Source organism: Pseudoalteromonas sp. S4492 (genome assembly GCF_005886115.1).
Classification (GTDB): domain Bacteria; phylum Pseudomonadota; class Gammaproteobacteria; order Enterobacterales; family Alteromonadaceae; genus Pseudoalteromonas; species Pseudoalteromonas gelatinilytica.
In genome coordinates, this window is the sequence record NZ_PNCP01000151.1 from 1 (window position 1) to 420 (window position 420).

A 420-nucleotide genomic window follows, 5' to 3' on the forward strand; every position below is an offset into this window, starting at 1 on the left:
CCATCAATGTTGTAATCATATATATGAAGTGGAGAATTAGAAGGTGGGCATTCTTCTGTTTCAGTTTGTCCTTCATCATAGGCATTAAAGTCAACTTGGCCACCACCTTGACCACCAACAATACAAGAACCATCTGTATTACGTAAATTTAAAGGAATAATAATGCGACCATAGCCACCGTCTTGGATATTAGAAGAACCACAAGGTTGAGATCTATCTATGTTAGCCAGACCCCATGTTTTACAACTAGACATTGCTTCAGAGCCAGTATCAGCAGGAACTTTAGTTGAATAAATCCCACCCCAAGAAGAAGTAAAACTACATCGATAGATATGCTCTATTTTTTTGTCCGGGTCTCGTAAATCGTTTAAATCAAGATTAACTGCATATGTTTGAGATACAAAAAAAGCGCTAGTAAGC

The 420-nt window shown here is 37.6% G+C and carries 1 protein-coding gene; it reads right to left on the minus strand.

All coding sequences use genetic code 11. From position 1 onward, the window contains the following. The coding region (locus tag CWC28_RS22035; RefSeq protein WP_171038340.1) for a hypothetical protein at positions 1-420 on the minus strand (420 nt) is incomplete at both ends.